The sequence below is a fragment of the Mesorhizobium sp. M7A.F.Ca.US.002.01.1.1 genome (genome assembly GCF_004022955.1).
GTDB lineage: Bacteria > Pseudomonadota > Alphaproteobacteria > Rhizobiales > Rhizobiaceae > Mesorhizobium > Mesorhizobium ciceri.
Window position 1 is genome coordinate 1 of record NZ_RZQE01000613.1, and the last position, 2879, is coordinate 2879.

Consider the following 2879-nt stretch of genomic DNA (forward strand, 5'->3'; position numbering starts at 1 on the left):
GTTGTTGACCAGCTCAGCGTCGATGCCGATGGCGGCGAGCGCCTGGCGCAGATAGTCGCCGAACTGTTTTGTCTCGTTGAAATAGGGCGCAGGCAGCAGTTTCAGCGTGAAGCGCTTGCCGTCCGGGCCTTTCTTGTAGCCGGCTTCGTCGAGCAGCGCGTTGGCCTTGGCGACGTCGAAGGCATAGGTCGGCACATCGGCGGTGTAGAATTGTGGATCGTTCTTCGGCACCGGGCCGGTGGCTGTCGCGGCATAGCCGAGGAACACCGTCTTGACGACGAAATCCTTGTCGATGGCATGCGCGATCGCCTGGCGCACTTTGACATCGGCCAGTTCCTTGCGGCGATGGTTGATCTCGACGACGAGCTGATAGGTCAGCCCTTCGTAACCCTTGGTGATCACTTTCAGGCCCGGCACTTTCGAGATGCGGTCGAGGTCGGCCAGCGGCACGGCGGAAAAGGCCGCCAGCTGGATCTCTCCGGCCTCCAGCGCGCTCGCCGCGGACGTGCGATCCGGCAGCACCTGATAGATGATCTCGTCGAGATAGGGCTCGTCCTTGCCCCAGTAGTCGGTGTTTTTGGTCAGCCGGTAATATTGGCCGGCCTTGTACTCTGCGAATTTGAACGGCCCGGTGCCGATGGGCGCGTTGTTGGCCGGGTTGTCCTCGATCTTGCCGACCTCGTAGATGTGCTTCGGCACCACGCTGCTCAGCGCCGGCAGCGCGTTGCGGATCAACTGGAACGGCGTCGGCTTGGCGAATTTGAACACGGCGGTGAGATCGTCAGGGGTGTCGACGCTGGCCAGATCCTTGAACACGGTGCGGCCGAGATTTTGCAGCGGCTTCCAGATTTGCAGCGCCGAGAAGGCGACGTCGGCCGAGGTGAACGGTTTGCCGTCATGCCATTTGACGCCGTCGCGCAGTTTGAACGTCACCGAGAGCCCATCGGCGGCACCCTCCCAGCTCAGCGCCAGCCTTGGCGCGAGTCCGTCCTTGCCGTCGTAGGAGGCTTCGGCCAGCGTTTCGACGATCTTGCTGGAGATGAAGAAGACGCCGTTGGAAGCGACGATCGCCGGGTTGAGGTTGCGCGGTTCGGAATCGGCGGCAAGCACAAGCCGCCCGCCCTTCTTCGGCGTCTGCGCCCAGCCCGGTGTCGGGATGGCGGTGGAGGCCAGCAGCATTGCCGAGCCGGAAAGCATCGTGCGCCTGGAAATCGTGAAGCCTGACATGATCGAACTCCGTCCTCTCCGCGACCCGGTTGGGCGCGCCAATACCCCTCGAACGCCGGCAAGCCCGCCAGCATCCTTGCGGCGGCGATTATGAGCCTTGCCGAGGGTTTCGCCAGAGACGGAATTGGCGCATCCTCGCTTGGCTTTGAAATTTTCGTCCGCTGGACCAGTTTGGAATATGCGCTTCTATCGCGTCAATCTGGTAGGACCAAATTGATGGGATATGCGACGGACAAAGGTATGATGACATGGAACGGTGCTGTTTGCCCTATTTCTGGCTGGACCAGAACGGGCAAAATGGTGCAGATTTGAGTCATGGCCAGGGGATCGCGAGCGGAACGGCCGGCGGTCCCAGGCAATTCAGGGAGAGAGAGATGAACATTGCTCCGGGCAAGAATGCCGTCGGCAATATCCCGTTCGACCAGGCAAGGGTCGACCGGCTGATGGAGGAGGCCGGCATCGATGTGCTGCTCGCCACCTCCAAGCACAACACGCAATACCTGCTGGGCGGTTACAAGTTCATCTTCTTCGCCGCCATGGATGCGATCGGCCACAGCCGGTACCTGCCGATCGTCGTGTACGAAAAGGGCGGGCCGGACCATGCCGCCTATATCGGCAACCGCATGGAGGGCGGCGAGCACCAGAACAATCCGTTCTGGACGCCGACGCTGCACGCCGCCTGCTGGGGCACGCTCGACGCCGCCAACCTTGCGGTCGAGCACCTGCAGAAGATCGGCAAGGCCGGCGCGCGCATCGGCATCGAGCCTGGCTTCCTGCCATCGGACGCCTATACGCTGATCCGCAAGGCGTTGCCGGATGCCAGGCTGATCGATGCGACCGACATGCTGGAGCGTATGCGCGCCATCAAGACCTATGCGGAGCTGGAGAAGCTGCGCACGGCCTCCGAACTGATCACCGATTCCATGCTGGCGACCATTGCCTGGGCGCGTGAAGGCACGACTAAAAGCGAGATCATCGAGCAGCTGCGGCGCGAGGAAACCAATCGCGGCATCCATTTCGAATATTGCCTGCTGACGCTGGGTGCCAGCCACAACCGCGCCGCTTCACCGCAGGCGTGGGAAAAAGGCGAGGTGCTGTCAATCGATTCCGGCGGCAATTATCACGGCTATATAGGGGACCTCTGCCGGATGGGCATTCTCGGCGAACCGGATGCCGAGCTCGAAGATCTGCTGGCCGAGGTCGAGACGGTGCAGCAGGCGGCCTTCTCAAAAGTCAAAGCGGGCACGCTGGGCGGCGACATGATTTCGCATGCCGAGGGCGTGCTGAAGGCTTCGAAGGTCGCGCCCTACACGGATTTCTTCGCCCATGGCATGGGGCTGATCACGCACGAGGCGCCGTTCCTGATGACCAACCACCCGGTGACCTATGAAGGCACCTATGCGGCCAAGCCGCTGGAGAAGAACATGGTGCTTTCGGTGGAGACGACCATGCTCCACCCGACACGGGGCTTCATCAAGCTGGAAGACACGCTGGCGGTGACGGACGCTGGTTATGTGATGTTCGGTGATCGGGGCCGGGGGTGGAACAGGGGTGGGACGGCCTAGCTGGTATTGAGGCTGCTGCCCCCTCACCCGGATTGCCATCCGGGAAAAGCAATTCGGGGCAATCCGACCTCTCCCCGAGGGGAGAGG

General features: G+C 62.0%; 3 protein-coding genes. 2 read left to right on the forward strand and 1 reads right to left on the reverse strand.

Annotated features, from left to right (window positions below; genetic code table 11):
* The coding region (locus tag EN932_RS32870; RefSeq protein ID WP_164890749.1) for an ABC transporter substrate-binding protein at window positions 1-1227 on the reverse strand (1227 nt) is incomplete at its 3' end.
* A 90-nt stretch (window positions 1228-1317) separates the two neighbouring features.
* On the opposite strand from EN932_RS32870, the gene EN932_RS32875 reads away from it, so the two are divergent.
* Window positions 1318-1539, forward strand: a complete 222-nt coding sequence (locus tag EN932_RS32875; protein WP_127224205.1) for a hypothetical protein — start codon at window positions 1318-1320, stop codon at window positions 1537-1539.
* A 62-nt stretch (window positions 1540-1601) separates the two neighbouring features.
* Window positions 1602-2792, forward strand: a complete 1191-nt coding sequence (locus EN932_RS32880) for a Xaa-Pro peptidase family protein (protein ID WP_127388323.1) — start codon at window positions 1602-1604, stop codon at window positions 2790-2792.
* Window positions 2793-2879: the final 87 nt, after the last annotated feature.

Excerpts from the sequence above, each read along its gene's own strand:
- EN932_RS32875 (WP_127224205.1), top strand. The coding sequence starts at position 1,318 with ATGAGCCTTGCCGAGGGTTTCGCCAGAGACGGAATTGGCGCATCCTCG.
- EN932_RS32880 (WP_127388323.1), top strand. The coding sequence starts at position 1,602 with ATGAACATTGCTCCGGGCAAGAATGCCGTCGGCAATATCCCGTTCGAC.